Raw genomic sequence first — 16,500 nt, 5'->3', positions numbered from 1 at the left:
ATAAGTCAGAACGGCGTTCTGTCGGGCTCACCTATCGAGACTTATCGCACCACCGATCGACGCGGGCTTTCGCATCGCAGCGCGTCCACACCTCGATTGTCGCGCGAGTTTCGTTACCCCGATGCCGAACGTCCTTCGACTATCGGGACGACTGGAACCCAATTTGCATACGCACGGTCACAACCAACAATTTCCCGTGCTGGATCAGCCATACCTGATCTGCGGTATTCGGAACCGCTGCAACACTGCATGGTGGATTGCCGTTCTTGCCGGTAGACGTGCCTTTCCGTTCAACTTCAGCACTTTGGACGATCCGGAACCAAGAAGGACCACGAAACAAACCGGGACAACTCACCTGATTTGCTGCATCCTCCCCTGCCAAGGAGCGCCGTATCATGTTGATAGTATACTTGTCGCGCGCGTTCGCGTGCGTGGTCGCACTACTGGTCGTGCTACCTAGCCAATCGAATCACGTTTCGGCCAGCGAGTCATCACCCACAATGGCCAACCTGGTCCAGCAATCGCCTTACGATCATGCGTGGCGGCTGATGTTGACAGGTGAGCTGGACGTGCCTCACTGGCTTGATCGCGACGAGGCCACCAGTAGCCCGGTTACCCATCGCATCATCGATGGCCAAACCTATTTGGTGGGCTCAATGTGCCAAACCCACGATTGCGCCGATCATCAGTTCTGGGGCATGCTCGACGAGCACGGTCGAGCCGCGTGGGGGCTGCTCGTCACCCGACGACCAGACGCTCCGCACCTACCAGGCGCGACCGATTTTCCGAATTTTCAGTTGCGTTGGTTTGGTCGTCCTGGTCGGCAGATGCAACGCGCGCTCATCAGCATCTGGCAAGCGGGTCCAATCTGGCCCGCCTGTGCAATGCACTGCGCTTACTCGCCCCTTCCGCCCGAACACGCCGCACCACCGGACGTCAGGCGTGCTGCCAGTCGGAAAGTCCGGTTCGATCTGGACCAGTGCGGACAGGATGCCGTTCCAGTTGCGCTCCCTGTCCGGCGCGTTCTGGCGTTTGTGGCAACCCGATCGACTGCTGCCCAGTCGGTGTCACTCGATCGTGCGATGCCGGCCACGCTATAACCTTGACAGGACCCTGTCACAGGTCCGCCCCGTCATCGCCAACATGGTGAGCGTCGGATTGGCCGAGCCGATGCTTGGCATCGACCCGCATCCGACGATATACAGATTGTCGTGATCCCAACTGCGCTGATCGGCGTCCACTACTGAGTCCGACGGCGACGCTCCCATCACGTGCGTGCCGCAAACGTGGCCGGCTCCGGCGTAGTTGTAGCGCTGTCCACGGTACTCAAACGAGCAAGCCGTGCCAGCATCGACTCGCGTATGATCGCTCGCATCCAGCCGTGACATCAGCTCCTGAGCCGCGGCCCGCGCCTGTTCGAAACCCGCCTTGACATAGTCTGACAACCGATACGAGAGCATCGGCCGTGCCAAGCCCAGATGGTCGCGATGATCGAGCGACAGTTGTACCCGATTGGCTGGATCGGCGTCCTGCTCGACCAGAAACGCCAGCCGGAATTGGCGCGTCAGCAGGTTATTCAGCGTCCGGACATAGGAAGCATTGCCCAACACCTGCCGCGCCGCATTCAATCCGCCTTCGTTGGTACCATACACGTAGTCCAGTCCCGTGGTATAGGGATCATTCGTCGGCCACAACCAACCTTCATTGCCAATTTCGATTCGCCACGCCGCGCGCTTGCGCCGGAATGCACCGTCCTTCAAGGATTCGATCCCTGCCGTCGACACGGGTCCCCGGTAACCATAGGCACGCACGTCGGCCGGCATTAATCCCCAAGCCAGAAACGTCGGGTGGTCCATCAAATTCCGACCGACCTGATCGCTCCGATTCGCGACCGTGATACCGTCACGCCACGGCGAATTCAGCAAAATCTTTGCGTTCTCGATGGCGTGGGCAGCCAAAATGTAGATTGCCCCAACCGCGACACCCTCACCGGTTCGCCCCGCCGTCGCAGGCACGGCAATCGAGTCGTAGGTGACATAGTGCAGGCCTGTTATACGGCCATTGTCACGATCGGCCAACACCCGGTCCACCACGGTCTGATCACGCACCTCGACATAACCGGTCGCGAGGGCTTTATCCAGTGTGTAGGCCGCATCGTATTTGGCCCGAATCGGGCAGATGGGCGTACAGTTGGTGTTCCCATGGCACACACGCCGATTGTCGTACGGCACCGAATTGCGGCCCGCCGGCGTCGGCGTCACGATCGTGGCGTGCGGTGGTGCATAGGTTTCATCGGTTAGCGGCGGACCGTCCACGCGCGACTGGATCAGCCCATCCACCCTTGACAGCGGAATCCCCGGCATCGGGTACTGATAGTCCGACGGAAAGGGGATATTCGTTGGCACCTGCGCCGCGACATCCGCCGCGACCCCAACGAGGGCTTCCGCACGCGCGTAGTACGGCGCGAGATCGCCGTACGAGAGCGGCCAATCACGCCCGTGTCCGTAACGCTCACGCAACTTGAAATCCGCTTCTCCCATCCGCAGGCAGGTGCCCATCCAGTGCAACCCGGTTCCTCCGGCGATTCGCTCGTAGGTACTTGCAAAAGGCATCGAACCGGATGCGTAGGTCAAATAGGAACGGTCAGGTTGGTCCCAGGCAAGCACCAGCGCCTGAGTCGTCGGCCGTGGCGCATTGGTGTGAGCTGGATCAAGTCGATTGGCATCGGGCGGATAAGGCGATTCCGGCGACTTGAAGGTACTTAAATAGAAATTCTCCATATAGTCTTCGCGGTTACGATGCGTCGCCGGGCCCGCCTCGAGCACTAACACTCGCTTGCGCTGCAGACCGAGCGACCAAGCCAGATACGCGCCGGCATGACCTGCGCCCACAATCACCACGTCATAAGTCATGTCTCCTCCGTTGGCCCCAGCTACTTCACGCCATCGCCCTCCGCCTGACAGAAATGCCGTATCACACGTGGATGCCGTAGTCGGCTAGCGATGGCGGGGGCTCGGCCCAGCTGCCGAAGCTGAATTGACTGAAGCCCGGGGGATGAGCCTGTGCCACTCGCCAAATCCACGCAGCCCGATAAGCGCGGCCGGAGACAATTCCGTCGACCTGATACGCCGGGTCCGTGATATGCGCGCGCGCACCGGAGTGACGATCGCACTCCGTGCCGCCGTACCAGACTCCATACAGCCACATCAGCATAGTCAGCCGTGCGAACGTTCCGACCGCATCCGTTCGTGGCAGGTTGACGCCCGCCGTCAACAGGGCGTGTGCAATCACCGCCCCGTGCATGCCGCTTGTCGACCATCGTATGTATTCGCGCTCGAGTTGGTGCAATCCATCCGGTCCCGCCCGACTGCCGAGGTCGTAGAAGACGCTCGCCAAGGCTAAATCGTCCGGCGCAACCGCTGGGTCGAGCACCGAATGCTCAATGCCCAGCAGTGCGGCTGACAGGTCGACAAACGCCGCCGGCGCGCGACGGCCGGGAGGCATATCGGCCCGGGCCCATACGGGCAAAGCGGGGGCCAGCAACAAGCCGCCGAGCGCACCAGCGCCATATAAGAACTGTCTTCGGGTCATGGCCGGCGTCATAGTTCTGTATCCCATCAAGGATCGAAGATGCGTATTCGCGCGGAAGGGGCCCCTATCAAAGAGCTGGGGCCAGTGTCCGCTCCAGACGCTGCAGAGACACGTCGCCGGAATTGCGCACGGGCGCCAAGCGCTGTGCCCGGTCCAGCGCAAACACGAAATCACCGGCCGCACCTGTGGCCATCGACGCATCGAGATGGCAACCAATACAGCTCGAGGTGACGCGCGGCGCCCCGCCAGCCCGATTGAACTGACGTGGCTGCCACGGATCGACCGGTCCGGGTGCGAGCACCACGCCCGTCATCCGGTCGTCGCTCGGCACGGCTTTCCCGTTAGTCGTCTGCTCGCGGGCGTGAAAGCCTGGAATGTACGTTTCCATCGTGGTATTGGCCAGCAACGTCGGGGTCGGCGCGCCGTCGGGATCAGCGCGCCCTGATGCGTCAGCAGACTTGCCCGCGGTCGGAAACTGAACGTCCACCAGGAAATAGTGATCCCATACGGTCTGTCCTTCGTATTGCCGCAACGCACGCCTCACCGCACGATTAGCCTCGATCGCCCATGCGCCAGGAGCCGCAATCCTCACCAGTTGTGTCGGAGCTTGACCTGGCCGTTGCGGATTCCACGGCTGGGGCGGCAAAACATTGTATCGGCAGGCAGGCTGACCGCTGACCGACGGACAACGTGTGGGATTAAAAAATGAATAGGGACGCACCGGCGTTCCCATCTTGAAGTCAGCCAGCCACGGCGCGTTGTCCCGATGTTCGAACGTGGACCAGACACCCTGCGGCGCGGATTGCGTGAAATGGACGATATGAAAGCCAACGAGGCCCATCGTCCGGACCTCGCAGTGCGCCGTGACCGTCGGTTCATCATGAAACGCCCCACCTGGTGCATCGTAGACGTATGCGCGTACTCGATAGAAGGTCAACGGATCATCGTGTGCGTCGAGGATTTTCCAAGCCGCCTTGATGAAAATCGAACCCACCGTCGCATCATAGCGGCCACGCGGAAAATGCACTTTGCTGTGGTCACGATGCAAATCATGCGCGTCGAATTGCGACTGACCTTCCTGGGAATACAGCTGGTTCCCGACAATGTAATTAAACATCGGCCGATTAAAGTGGATGCCGTAGCGAACATAGTGCCCGGACGAATCGATCACGGGCCCCATCAGATCCGCCTGGATATATTCGTCCAGAACCATGTTGTCGCCCAACCGATCACGTCGACGTCGAAACGCACTCAATCGCGCGGCCCGCCCTGCCGCGATACAGATGTCTGGCACATCGTGTCCGCTTCCGAATGGCTGAGCCGGCGGCTGCCCCCCCGGCCGAAACAGATCGCGCGCCTCGGGATAAACTTGCCAGACAGCGGTATAGCAGCCTGCGTGATCGTCCAGACCACGCATCGTACTGGGTTCTGGAAGCGGATGACCGTCTGCGCCGGTCGCCGCCGGAAAATTCAGCGCCATAAAGTCCTGCCAAGCGAACTGCGCATACGCGCGAGCCCGTTCGGCGTAGCTATGCCCCGTGTCGGGAGCAATGTCGCCAACTGGTCGGCAATCATAGGGGGCCGAATAGCAGCCATTAGCAAAAGGCGACCCGGAATATGCCAAAGTCGCCATCACGACCCAACGCCACCGACTCACGCAGTCCTCCTGTACCGGCTCAGCGGCATCGCTCTATAATAACCAAGAACGACACACGAAACGCCTATTACATACAGCTTAGGACTGCTGCCCATGGGTAGGGGAGTTGCAAACTGCGGGCAGTACTCCACAATATGCTCGGCCGACATCTCAATTCGAGACCTCGACAAATGCTAGCGCGCGCTTCCTATCACCGATATATCCATCACCGCTCAAATTTTGCCGCCGGGCAACAACCGCCTCGATCATTTCCGCCCGCGTGGCGGCAATAGCACGCTGCCTCAAAAATACATCAGCACCCTCCATCCATGCCTTCGCAATCTCGAAGGACGCCGCATCATAATCAGTGTGCCGCCCTCCCTCCATGACGGAAACCAGTCGACAAATCAGTGGTCCACAGCTATTCGGGTTGTCCTCCCCCTGAATATCCTGGGAAAGCCACCTTATCTCTTCACCATTACCGCCCACCACCTGCTCAACAAGCCACTGGATAGTATTCCTCAACTTGCGCGCCCCAGAAGATTCGTTGTTGGCCAACATACCACGCGTATCCACGACCGTCGCGTACGATTTCCCATTCCGGTCTCGCTCAAATGCAAGCAGCAAAAAATGGTTCTCACTTTTCGATATAAGTGGCACCCAAAGCAAGGGGTGAACTCGATGCTCCTGTTTCCATGCCTGCACTGCACTAGTGAAATATGCCGGGTCGGCGCCATGCTGCGCCACCCTATCCGCGCCAATGTCGACCACGGCATCGAGTGCCAACGAGACAGTAGCGAAATAGGCACTTACTTCATCGGTGGTTACCTGCCGCGCAAAATTCAGCAGCGATTTTTCGTCGTGGATATCAGCCGCCTCTTGCAGCCGCTGATCGATTGCATCGCACTCTTTCGAGCTGAGCAAGTCGTCGCTCGTTCCACCGTCGTTTCGCGCAATTTGCGCGCCAAGATGCAGCAGTGCGACAGGCATCCCAAAGTTGCCATCCGGACGATCACGCAAAACTCGATATAGATCCGCTAATTTGGCACCAAATGCATCAAGCACACCAAGCGATACCTGATCATCCCGATATAGGGATAAAATCGTATTCACCGCACGGCGCGCCGAATCGAGACTTTGCCGACACGCTGCAATATCGATCAGGACATCGAGCGCCTGCATCGCATCATCCATGTCGTCCCAGAAACGGACCGTATCAGCCAATTCATCGATCAAACATTTTTCATCGGGACACTCTGCGTTGTCACAGTGCCGTCGTGCGGGGCCTGTCGCCTTCGTCACATTTGGGGCAATGGCCGGTCTTTTTGGCCAAACATGGATAGACTCCGGCATTTCTCCCTCCGACACAACGTAAATAGCCTCATCGCCTGCATTACGCCGGTTAGCCGAACAACATGTACGAAGTCGGATTTGCCACGCAAAGTCCAGCACCACACTCAAGCGCCGTCGACACCGCATTTCCCAATGTCAATACAGCAAATAACACGACGGCTATCAGCGCCATTCCGCCGAGCGAATGCGTCGTCGCTGCCTGCCCCGAACGAATCTGATTGCCTTCTTCGTAAAATTGGCTGTCGAACAGCATCATGAACGCGACGCACATGACAATGGCCACGAATCCCAAAAACGCTGCCACATACATATGCATGCCCCACACCTCGCCACCATACGACCCGGAACCAGGCACGATATGAAGCAAGGATTGCCGAGCAGACACCCCGCCCCCTAACAGGGCGCCAAACAACGTAATCGCATAGTGGCTGGGCCGCACATCAAACCGCAAATTCAGCGCCAACCCCATCCCCGCTGCAATATATCCGACCCGCTGCAACAAACATAACGGACACGGCAAATCGTGATAAACAATCTGCTCAATGAACGCCACCAACAAAATTGCGTTGATTCCAAAAAGCCCCGCAATTACAAGTGCACGCGAATAGACCAGCCGCATACTCCACCCCATCTTAAAATTGCCCCAAAATCCGAGACAGTTCATTGTCTAACGAAGACTCCCCGGCAAAAATCAGATGAGGCTGATTTTGCGAAAGAGAATTCACATTCGCTACTCCACCGCGTGACGTCGCATGCACGCCCACAGGCCAGCGACCCAATCCATAGGCCCACGCCAATCGCAGCCCGCTGCTGATGCTGTCCCACTCCATACGTGCATGGCAATTCCTAAGTGACCAAGATTCACGAGCAGGCCCGTCACGTCAGTATTGCGCACTGAGATGCCCCCCGTCCATCGATCCGACATAAGTTGCCAATCGGAAAGGCCGCCATATTAATGCCCCATCAGGCCGAGCAGCCATCCCCAGCGCCCCCGTTCAACACCATCGCCAGGATTACGCACACGTCAACTCATCGCGTCTGTCCTTGACCCGCTGGTTGCGTGACTTCACCCTGCGCAAACATGACAACGATAGGACACCACACTCGAGGCGCCGCTCCACCACTGCTGAACTGGTCACGAACCATACGCGCGCACGGCGTCTGTTGCGAGCGGCAAACTACTATACGGCAGCCCCGTTCAATTAACGCTCCAGCCTGTACCCTGCTGCGGCCCCCTCCACGGACCTTTTCCTCGAAGCGCCCAGCGTCTACCGCACCGCGCCTACCTTAAGTTTCGCCTCACACGAGCTCTATCGTACCTTGAGCGCCATTTTTCCCGCCTTTTTTGACCTCCTTGATCAACCCGCCCCCTTGGAAAAACAATAAAGGCGCTTCAGATTGATCGCCGAATCCCGGACAATCGCCTTGGCGAAGGTTCGTCGATATCGGCATGTGCCTGCCCAACAAATACGATATCGACACGCAGCAAGCGACAAGGTGATTTGAGGCGCGGCAACACCTGCTGTGCGCTACGCACCCGACGAAGATCGCACAACATATTGCATGCGCGACGATCCGGGGCTGTCGCCCGCACGGCGCGGGGCGGTGGCCCGGCACACCGGTCACCAAGCCGACCAAAGGCTTGCAGCACCATGCCGAGGCGCTTGGTCTCCTGCCGACTCATCGCGAGACATTGCCGGACCGCCACGACACATTCCCTTTCCTGCGTCCGATGCGACAAATAGGCCTTGAACGATAAGTGACCCACGACGATCAGACTGGAGCCCAGTATCGTGACGAACAACAGATCAGGCGTCAGACCAGTGACAAGCGCATTACTCAATGCCTCCCCCATCGCCCCAAAATTGACTGAGACCACGGAATGGCACGAACCAGTCATCGCATGAGCACGACCTTTGCCACGCTGACCTTGGGCGCACATCGCAGGACGGCCTCCGATCCACGCATCCGCGCCAGGTAAGACTCGGCGCGCCATTTCTGTCCGCACCCGACCATTCCAGGAATCAGAAAAACACCTGAGTAGCCTCCCGCACTCGCCCCGCCCGTCGGCCCCACGCATCCCACGTCCCCAGACCCACTCCAGCCACCTGCAAATTCCACCCGATTTTTCAGACGCCATCACCACACTCCACCTTAAAACCACTCAACCTGGACCACACGACACCACACCCGCGGACCAATCACGCCACGCAACATTGTAAGTTGTTTGTAATGGCAATTGAAATCCGCAAGCACATGACGCCTTGGGCGAGTTGACCCGCGCCATCCCCGCGATCGAAATCGAGTAGCGCAAGCCTTGGGAAATTTGGTGATGTGCAGCTGTTGCCAACTTGGGAGTGCCACAAGATGATTGTTTCTCGCCTAGCCGCCTATCTCCGCGGATATCATAGTCGGGTGGTGATTGCCTCGCCCCGCACGCTTCGCCCACCCTTTCGTTTCTCGCACTTCGCCACGCACCTGCGGAAGGTCAACAATACCGATCGATGCTTTGCTCGTAGCGCCAAGATGATGCAACAGGATCCTCAAGCGGCACGAGACCGACTTCGCTATTTGATGAGGCTTGGCAACGGCGCCCGCGTGATCGCTGTGAAAAAGAACATCAACGAACTAGAACTCACGGCCTTGTGACCGCGAAATCCACTCAGATGGCCACCGATATTCTGCTGAAAGAAGGTGCCGCAAACGACCAAGAATTGTCCGCCGTAGCCGGCAGAATTGCGGGTTCAGCAGATGTGCGGGAAGCCCCGGAGTTTAGTCCGGGGGCAAGAGCACGGACGCCGCAGGCGTCCTTAATGGGGCGATTGCTGTTCCAATATATAGTCGAAAGATATCTATCGGCGCGCCGCCACACGATGACGCGAAATCCGAGGGGGACCACAGTACGCCCCTGCGCCTGAGCCAAGGATGGAAGTCTCCAAACTGCTGCCGCAATTTCATATTCAAATATCGAACGCTTTCCGGACCGGGAGTTCGATAACGCTTGCGGCATGCGCGAGTAGCGGGAAATCCGGCAGCCAGCCGGCTACCGTAAGCCAATTGCACTATATTCCCATGCGGCGAATCAGTGCACGCAAACGCTTGACCACGCACCCATTTTGTTCGCCCCGCGCCCTCTGGAATGCGCGAATTCAACAATTCCAGCTCCAGCGTGACTGTTAAAGTCACCTTTTTAACCGATATCTTGGGCTATCTCATGCAACTGACTTCTTGTAACTCACGCGCACCGTCGGCACCAATGCGACCAACAGACAATCCGCCGCCTTACGACAGCATCGACGTCAGTCGTCCACTGCTCAAGGGAACTGTCACATATATAAGAAACGGCCAGTGGAGACTGTCGTCGGTTGACGCGTCCCCTGATCAATACGGCATAACAACTGAATCATGCAAGAACCTTATCGAGGACATGACCACATTAACCACATATGTAAAATTTAGCGACTCACTTTCAAACATGTCGGGGAATCACTTCTATATCGATTGCAACAACGAACTAGTTAAACGCCCCAATTACCTTAAACACCGACTAAAAATGCGAAGCTCTGAAGTCTACAAGGCGCAGATTGACTTCACACGAAAAATACTTTCGTCGACCGATCGAAGAAAAATCAAAAGCGCTATTTCTAAATATACCCTGGAATTTGTTAAAAATATTAAAAAGACGATAACCACAGGCGACATTGAAATACTCTGAATTCGTCTGAGCGCGCCAAGTGGCAAAGAATATGAACAGGGACTAGAGAAACACTGATTGTGTGACACGTGCTGCTGCCCATAGCGTGTTGGACAATCAGTGATACCCTAGATGCACAACCCGCATGCAAATACATCCTCGAGGGGGGGCAAGCCTTGACGCGCGTGAACAGCCGTTCCACGAGCGTCCGCGTCCGCATGCCCCTATTTTCATGCAGCCAAGATGAACGAACGCATTGCGCTCGCGCAGACTGCCGACGACTACGCCATGCTGCTGCCCTGAGCCATGCCCGCCGAATGGCGCTGAGTCTCTCGCTCCACACCACGACTCTGACAGGCGTCATTAATTGACCGCGTACATACCACCTGCTAATACGCCCTTCTTCTGTGGAATGCGGTCCAGCACCGACGAGCCCTCTCGGTGAACACTGTCACACCGATCGTCGTAACACGCCCCTTACGTCACCGTCCATCGTTAGCACTTTTGCGTCGCACTCACAATCGGGTGACATGCACACCTTCCGAGGCAACGTCGGCGACGACTAAAGGATGTGCATTAGAAACGTAATTCATCATTTTGCACAATACCTGCAGCCCCAAACAGCGGGCGAGCTGCCTCGCATAAGCATGCTCATCGACTCGGTCGCTCGCCTCTGACTGCCCCTCCCCCGTCTCCGCACACGTCACGTCGGCAGTGAAGTCAGATGTTGATCGTTCTGGATCTGCATGCACCGTCGCTCGGGTCGCATACCGATGTCTGGCACCACCTGCGGACACCCCACTCGTCGAACACTGCGCCGTCCCTTCGATATTCGACACGGATGGCGATCCGCCTGGTAGCCCACTTTCGACAACACGCATCGCCGCCAGCGAGGTCAACTCTTCATCCATCACGTCCCGACAAAACGCGACGGTTGAATGAAATAGATCACTCCGTTGATCGACGTGAAGCCAGCCATCACACTTGCTATTAAGCATTCCTCTCAACCCGACGGAAACCTCATTTAGCGAGCTCGCGAATGCAGATCTAGCGGACGCTGACGGTAATGATGATGCCCGTGGCATCATCTGACGAGATTCTGTAGTTCGTGCAATCATGGCAATGCTCCCCAAAAAATGGCTACATGAAGACGACGAAAATACTCCGATCACCTATGGCCATCGGCCAGCCTGAGCGCAGCCCACCGCACCGTCAGCGCCCGATCCATCAGATACTCCCCGTTCATTCCGTGGTGCCTTGCCCGACAGTTCATCTCAATTCCCCACCGTGCGGGTTTACCTTTTTTCCCGGATCATTTGCACGTAGGTATCTGCCGGCTTCGCCGCGAACCTGATCAAGCGCTGACTTGCCCGGCAATTTTTTGATCAGTTGAAATTTGAGAGAGCGGCTCCACTACGGCAGTCAAAATGTACCGACGTGTTTGAGTCAATATCACGCAAACCGCGTAAGCTAATGTGGCATTGGGAAAACCTGACACTGATCAAAACCGGTCAGCAACTCCTTCAAGAGCACAACGTATAGTCCATTGCTCCGCGGTACTACTCCGACCACTCTGAACATGCAGCAATGCGCCAGCAAACGTTCAGATTTCTCGGTTACAGGCTGCCAAGCAGCCGGGACCCGAAAGGCGGTCTTTCCGGAAATCTTAAGCAGGACAGGCGAAGAGGCCGTCGCTTCGATCGCCCCTGTATATTCTCTCGCGAGTGACTCGACTGGCGTACAGGACCATAACCGACCAGGCCTCACCGCGATCCTAGTATCGCGCCCCCATTTACGGAGTTGCGCGAGGCCACCGCGAGACACGGCGTGACCGCGATAGAGCTCCTGAGACTGGGGATATGTGCGCCCGTGCTTGTATCGCTCATTGAGGTATTCTTCAAGCTGAGCACGATCGATGTAACGCAAGAGATCCTCGATCTCGTCACGATCTACACGCCCACCTTTCTTAAAAATATCTGGGCCATGACGAGCCTCGAGTGCCTGCACAACCGCCTTCGTCAACTTTTCCGTATCAAAGGCCACCTCATCCCAGAGCAATCGATTAATCACATGCGCGCCCACATCGGTCGAATAGATATTGCCGAATGCTCGCTCGTACCGTCGGATCACCGTCTCCGATTCGAATGGCGGACGCACCAACTGGACATCCGCACGCTGCCGTGCGTTCCTGATCTGCTGACGGCAAGCTTCGATGCATTCGACCTCTTCCGCCAATTGCGCGCACTCTCGAACTAAATTGCTTTGCTCTTGCATTAACGAGCGATCACGATCAATCAGACGCTTCCGAACCCGCTCAACCGTGGCGGGTGATCCGAAGTCACGCGTGGCACGCTCACACCGCCTACGATAAGACGAAGATGTCAACCGGTTCCACCAGTCGCGCCAACCAGCCTCGCGTTGCATTAACGCATGATCGTCCAACATGACCATGCCGCTGTGCAATGATTTCAGGTCAGTTAGGTGATTCTGAATACCATCAATATGCTGTGCAACGCGTCTTTGCTCCTTTTCCACACGGTCATGACGGCTCGTGAGCTTCTTTGCGACAGCGCCGCACGCCACCTCAACCGTATCAAGCCGCGCGTCGCGGCGCAGACTTATACCCATCCCGCGTCGCTCTGCAATCTCATTTATCGATTGCCTCACAGAGCGCAGATCTCCAACCAGGACCGACAACAACTCTTTCGTTGCTAAAGCAGAAGCGACAGGAGATGGCGAGTGCTGCAACTGTGACGAACCCGCGAGTCGATCCATGATTGCGTGCATCAATCGTCAGCATAGCCCTCGGCGTCAACGCCGAAACGGCCAGCCGTTGCGACGCCGTTGCCGTGCGGCTTCGATTTGTCGGCCCGTCAACTCCACCCCACAACTTGTCATACGCTCCATCATGCGTCTGTCCGTATATATCGAACTAGCTCAACCGATGGCGCCTCCGCGCCCGATCGCATACGCACCGCCTCACTCAGTTCGAGCGGAAGGCGAAGAACATCATGGACAATGACGCCCATCATCATGTTGGCAATCGGGTAACCCGATTCATCTGCCACGACCACCGCCCGCATCGCTTGCTGCAACGCACCCGCAACAAGAATCTGTATGGAAGCTGCCCCGGTTCCAGCCGTTCCACGCATGACGATATCGTCATAGTGTGGCGTGCGCATCCATGCCCGGTGGCTAACAATTTCCCGAGACGCTCGGACGTCTCGATTCGCAATCCAAAAGAGAAACCACGTCTGGCCGGAAGCGTGACCAATAGCGCCGAGCGTGTCGGCCGCAAACACACCGCCCAAGCTTCCGATCGGGTATGTCAAGGCCAACGGGGTAACCAGTGATAGACTGCCTACGCAGCTCGCAAGGGGCATCAGCAACATCCATGCCGATTCTGGTCGCAATGGACGCGGCCCGCAATCGCGCAATGCATCGGTCACAATCGCTTCGATCCAGGAAAGCACGATGTGATGTATAGCCCCCCCCATCACAATAAGACACGGGGTCGGCTGCTCGGCCATCAGTTCCGCCATGCTGAAAAGGCCCGCCACGCTCAAAAGACTGCCCACGCCCCCCGACACCACCATCCAGATGGCTTGACGTCCGCGATCTCCAAATCCGAAATAACGGGCCATTCGGCGCCCAAGATAAGCACTGGACGCGCCAACCGACAACGGGACCATGAGATAACCGCCAATGCAACCCACGGCTTCGGGAAGCTGTTGAACAACGACGTCAACCAAACTGCCACTCATTCTTGCAATGAACTGCACTGCCGCGCTGACAAGAAGGTGCGTGCCCCACGCCGCGCCAACCCTCCATGCAGACAGCGCGACGGGTCGATCGCCGACTTCCTGAGCGCGTTGTTCTATCGTGACATCAACCTCATCGGCGCCCCCCCTAGGCGCGATGCGACGCCGCAGACCAGTAGAAGCCAGGATCTCGTTCGATGATGAAACTTGAGCAAGCGGGCACAATTCGACTGCCCCGCCTGCCCTCGAATAACGCGACGGCACCGGATACTGTTTCTCAAGATGTCGGACGTACTCAGCAATGCGACTGATATGCTGTTCCAGGACAATACGTTCGCCGATGCGGTGGGCGCGTTCTTGTTCGATAGCACCGAAGCCTGACGCCGAGTCATCCGCATTCGCTTCGACGGAAGGCGACGCATCCAGGCCGGTTACCACGCGCCCTCGTGAATCGGGCCATTCGTCCAGGTTCAGCGACCTTCGGCGACGAGCAGGATCTGATACTGTCGCAATTTCCGATTGCTTTCTCGACGTGCTGGCTGTGAGGCCAACCGATGTGAGTCGTGCCTGAATCTGGCTACGTTGAGCGTTCGCTTGAGCAACTTTAGGGTCAAGGGTCTGCCATTTGTGTGCGAGGCTCCTCCGAAGTTGTACCGCTCCATAGCGGACTGCAATTGCGGCGGACTCACTCGTCGGGATCCAGTCAAACTTGGGCAAGCCGTGCCGTTGCGCAATCTCATTCAGGTCCTGCACGATGAACTGCAGCTCGCTTGTGATAGTCGAACTACGCTTACGTTGTTCCGATGGAAGAGACCAGCTTGCACGGCGTACACGAGGCGGCGAAGTCGAAAACCATGTGTTCACGATCGCCCCCACACACTATGCCAATCGATCGGCAGATGGTCCCCCATCGCACACGGAGCAAATCCGCAGAAACCGCACCTCAGCGAGAATCCAGTGCGTAACCGTCGCGTCGTCGGCATACGCGGCGACCTTGATCGAATCATATGGCTCTCCCTGACGCTAGTCATCGAGCAACCCGACGGGGCTGCCGCACCCCGTGCCGTCCCCGGCAAAGATGCTGCTTCGAGTTGCGTCGCCAACTGGGCTACAAGCTGGCATGGAACGACGGCTGACTTATTGCGGTGCGGCCCACGCACACAAGCGGCTGCGTAAGCGCGGAGAATCGGCTTACGCAGCCGCGGTTCGCCTGTATCGAATGCGGTTTCGAGGAAAACGCCGACGTGGTCGGCGCGATCAATGTCATGGCGCGGGGACACCGCGTTGCCGCCTGAGGAGAGTCGGTGCAGTCGAGCCCCTCCGTGAAGCAGGAACCCGCCGAGGCGATGTGAAGCAAGCATCATCGTTTTGGGAGCGGTAGGAATCCCATGCATTCAGGCCGGAGATGTCAACAACGAGGTCTCTGCAGACCAGTGCACATCCCGTGATCGCGTGTCACCATCGTGGCGCGAGATCCGCCAGTCCAGCCCACATTGCGCGCCTCACGGTCACGCCAAAGCCGATTGATCGCCCAACGAATTCGGAAATCACTGGCTGGAATCGCATGACATACTGGACAACGTAGGCGATTTATCTACGCAAAGCTTGTCCGTATCGCTCACTGCTTTGAAGTGATCCGCCCCATCGAATCACACCCGTAATCATTGTCACTTGACACGAGCAACGTGGATAACCCATGGTTAGCATTTGGTGCATCCCCTCCCTACTCCGCTGCCCATTGTCGTTCGATTGGCGGCCAAGGCTGCGCGCGCTCGCACTGGCAGGTGGGCTCCTGGGACTCGCAGCGTGCGGGCCAGTCATGCGATCCGACCGGATGAACGAACAGGCGGGCACATTGCCGCCGCTCGCGACAGGACTGCGCCGTTGGCATCTGCACGTACCCGTCAAAACCGACGAATCAAACTGGACGGTGCGGCTCATCGCACGCACGTGGGAGGCAGAAAGCTGCAACGACGCGCCCTATCGTGCACAGTGGATTCCGATCGCCCCTTCCGGACCTACCGTACGTTTTTTTGTGTTGCACGTGGAGCGACCACAACCGCGTCCGGGCATGCTCGCGCCGTGCCCGATGAATCCGCCTGCCTGGCATGAAGCACAGGGGCGATTGACGCTCCCCTACGATAGTCAGCATGATTGGGTGGTCGATGCGCCGTCGGCTTGGTCGCTGAGCTTTGAGTTCGAGTTGACTGTTCGCAACTCCCGATAAATTCTTGCACCAGCGAAACGGCAGGTTCTGATTCACATCGTGCAGGCGCGCCACCATCGAACCCATCTTGCCCAGTGGAGAAGGCCGCCGAATCCCAGGACGCGGAGCAACTTCTTAAAATAAGAGGTGATCTTGTGACTTGTTTCAAGCCTAGGCATAACGTAAGCCGTCAATAAACGACGCCCTACCAATGGTAGGCAGAAGGTCAGATGCTAAGTGTCCGCGTGGACACATGCAC

Annotated in this window: 11 protein-coding genes and 2 pseudogenes; 5 read left to right on the top strand and 8 right to left on the bottom strand. The window is 57.6% G+C overall.

Going from position 1 to position 16,500, the window contains the following annotated elements; genetic code table 11:
• Window positions 1-500: 500 nt before the first annotated feature.
• The gene (locus tag WS49_RS33095) at window positions 501-1,100 is read left to right on the top strand and encodes an Ivy family c-type lysozyme inhibitor (protein WP_175981544.1); all 600 of its coding nucleotides are present in this window, start codon (window positions 501-503) and stop codon (window positions 1,098-1,100) included.
• Here the strand turns inward: WS49_RS33095 and WS49_RS03780 are convergent.
• The 5 genes from WS49_RS03780 to WS49_RS03755 form a co-directional block, all read right to left on the bottom strand.
• Window positions 1,095-2,912, bottom strand: coding sequence for a GMC family oxidoreductase (locus WS49_RS03780; protein WP_063888594.1), 1,818 nt, complete (start codon window positions 2,910-2,912; stop codon window positions 1,095-1,097). The genes WS49_RS33095 and WS49_RS03780 overlap by 6 nt on opposite strands.
• 61 nt (window positions 2,913-2,973) lie before the next feature.
• Window positions 2,974-3,591 carry a twin-arginine translocation signal domain-containing protein gene (locus WS49_RS03775; protein ID WP_175981542.1) on the bottom strand — a complete coding sequence of 206 codons (618 nt, stop codon included), beginning with the start codon at window positions 3,589-3,591 and terminating at the stop codon, window positions 2,974-2,976.
• Window positions 3,592-3,658: 67 nt separating this feature from the next.
• On the bottom strand, window positions 3,659-5,227 hold the full coding sequence (locus WS49_RS35520; RefSeq protein ID WP_175981540.1) for a hypothetical protein: 1,569 nt from the start codon (window positions 5,225-5,227) through the stop codon (window positions 3,659-3,661).
• Between the two features lie 171 nt (window positions 5,228-5,398).
• Window positions 5,399-6,463, bottom strand: coding sequence for a hypothetical protein (locus WS49_RS34765; RefSeq protein WP_156441329.1), 1,065 nt, complete (start codon window positions 6,461-6,463; stop codon window positions 5,399-5,401).
• Between the two features lie 166 nt (window positions 6,464-6,629).
• Window positions 6,630-7,199: a disulfide bond formation protein B gene (locus WS49_RS03755; RefSeq protein WP_059524645.1), complete on the bottom strand. Its 570-nt coding sequence runs from the start codon at window positions 7,197-7,199 to the stop codon at window positions 6,630-6,632.
• 1,748 nt (window positions 7,200-8,947) lie between these two features.
• On the opposite strand from WS49_RS03755, the gene WS49_RS34760 reads away from it, so the two are divergent.
• The gene (locus WS49_RS34760) at window positions 8,948-9,229 is read left to right on the top strand and encodes a hypothetical protein (protein ID WP_156437319.1); all 282 of its coding nucleotides are present in this window, start codon (window positions 8,948-8,950) and stop codon (window positions 9,227-9,229) included.
• A 161-nt stretch (window positions 9,230-9,390) separates the two neighbouring features.
• Here WS49_RS34760 and WS49_RS35940 read toward each other — a convergent pair.
• A pseudogene (locus tag WS49_RS35940) lies at window positions 9,391-9,490 on the bottom strand (IS200/IS605 family transposase); the annotation flags it as partial.
• Window positions 9,491-9,719: 229 nt separating this feature from the next.
• Here WS49_RS35940 and WS49_RS34750 point away from each other — a divergent pair.
• Window positions 9,720-10,295: a hypothetical protein gene (locus WS49_RS34750; protein WP_156441327.1), complete on the top strand. Its 576-nt coding sequence runs from the start codon at window positions 9,720-9,722 to the stop codon at window positions 10,293-10,295.
• A gap of 1,449 nt (window positions 10,296-11,744) precedes the next feature.
• On the opposite strand, the gene WS49_RS34745 is transcribed toward WS49_RS34750, so the two are convergent.
• Together WS49_RS34745 and WS49_RS34740 are read right to left on the bottom strand one after the other, a co-directional pair.
• Window positions 11,745-13,049, bottom strand: a complete 1,305-nt coding sequence (locus WS49_RS34745; RefSeq protein WP_156437317.1) for a hypothetical protein — start codon at window positions 13,047-13,049, stop codon at window positions 11,745-11,747.
• 131 nt (window positions 13,050-13,180) lie between these two features.
• Window positions 13,181-14,788 (bottom strand): hypothetical protein, encoded by a 1,608-nt coding sequence (locus WS49_RS34740; protein WP_156441326.1) that lies wholly within the window; start codon window positions 14,786-14,788, stop codon window positions 13,181-13,183.
• Between the two features lie 332 nt (window positions 14,789-15,120).
• Between WS49_RS34740 and WS49_RS33090 the strand changes: the two are divergent.
• Window positions 15,121-15,330 (top strand): annotated as a pseudogene (locus tag WS49_RS33090) (zinc ribbon domain-containing protein); the annotation flags it as partial.
• 539 nt (window positions 15,331-15,869) lie between these two features.
• Entirely contained in the window at window positions 15,870-16,262 is a 393-nt protein-coding gene (locus WS49_RS34735; RefSeq protein WP_156437315.1) for a hypothetical protein, read from the top strand.
• Window positions 16,263-16,500: the final 238 nt, after the last annotated feature.

The organism is Burkholderia sp. RF7-non_BP4 (assembly GCF_001521935.1).
Lineage (GTDB): Bacteria > Pseudomonadota > Gammaproteobacteria > Burkholderiales > Burkholderiaceae > Burkholderia > Burkholderia diffusa.
Note: the sequence above shows the minus strand (reverse complement) of the source record. Positions and strands in the feature narration are given on the sequence as shown.

Coding starts and splice junctions, on each gene's coding strand:
- WS49_RS34760 (WP_156437319.1), top strand. CDS start 8,948: ATGATTGTTTCTCGCCTAGCCGCCTATCTCCGCGGATATCATAGTCGG.
- WS49_RS33095 (WP_175981544.1), top strand. CDS start 501: ATGGCCAACCTGGTCCAGCAATCGCCTTACGATCATGCGTGGCGGCTG.
- WS49_RS34735 (WP_156437315.1), top strand. CDS start 15,870: ATGAACGAACAGGCGGGCACATTGCCGCCGCTCGCGACAGGACTGCGC.
- WS49_RS34750 (WP_156441327.1), top strand. CDS start 9,720: ATGCGCGAATTCAACAATTCCAGCTCCAGCGTGACTGTTAAAGTCACC.
- WS49_RS03780 (WP_063888594.1), bottom strand. CDS start 2,912: ATGACTTATGACGTGGTGATTGTGGGCGCAGGTCATGCCGGCGCGTAT.
- WS49_RS34745 (WP_156437317.1), bottom strand. CDS start 13,049: ATGGATCGACTCGCGGGTTCGTCACAGTTGCAGCACTCGCCATCTCCT.
- WS49_RS03775 (WP_175981542.1), bottom strand. CDS start 3,591: ATGACCCGAAGACAGTTCTTATATGGCGCTGGTGCGCTCGGCGGCTTG.
- WS49_RS03755 (WP_059524645.1), bottom strand. CDS start 7,199: ATGCGGCTGGTCTATTCGCGTGCACTTGTAATTGCGGGGCTTTTTGGA.